This is a genomic window from Cohnella baijiui (assembly GCF_020731285.1).
In the GTDB taxonomy this organism is placed as follows: Bacteria; Bacillota; Bacilli; order Paenibacillales; family Paenibacillaceae; genus Cohnella.
Genome location: NZ_JAJFOW010000405.1, coordinates 1 through 225 on the forward strand (window position 1 = coordinate 1; position 225 = coordinate 225).

At 47.1% G+C, this 225-nt stretch carries 1 pseudogene; it reads left to right on the forward strand.

The window, feature by feature from the left end:
• Nucleotides 1-181, forward strand: a pseudogene (locus LKX83_RS33145) (bifunctional folylpolyglutamate synthase/dihydrofolate synthase); the annotation flags it as partial.
• Nucleotides 182-225 lie beyond the last annotated feature (44 nt).

Genomic DNA, 225 nt, shown 5'->3' on the forward strand with positions numbered 1-225 from the left:
ATTGTTCGGAAGTGTGGCTGGCTGTGGACTGGGCCTTATGGGAGCGCATCAGGTTGATAATGCGGCTGCGGCATTAATGACGCTTCAGGTGCTAAATAAATACTTTGCCTTATATATTGAAGAAGAGCACATTCGTGAAGGACTCAGTGAAGCTAGATGGCCGGGGCGTTTGAGAAAATAAGCAAGGCTCCCGATATTATTTTGGACGGTGCACATAATGCGGAT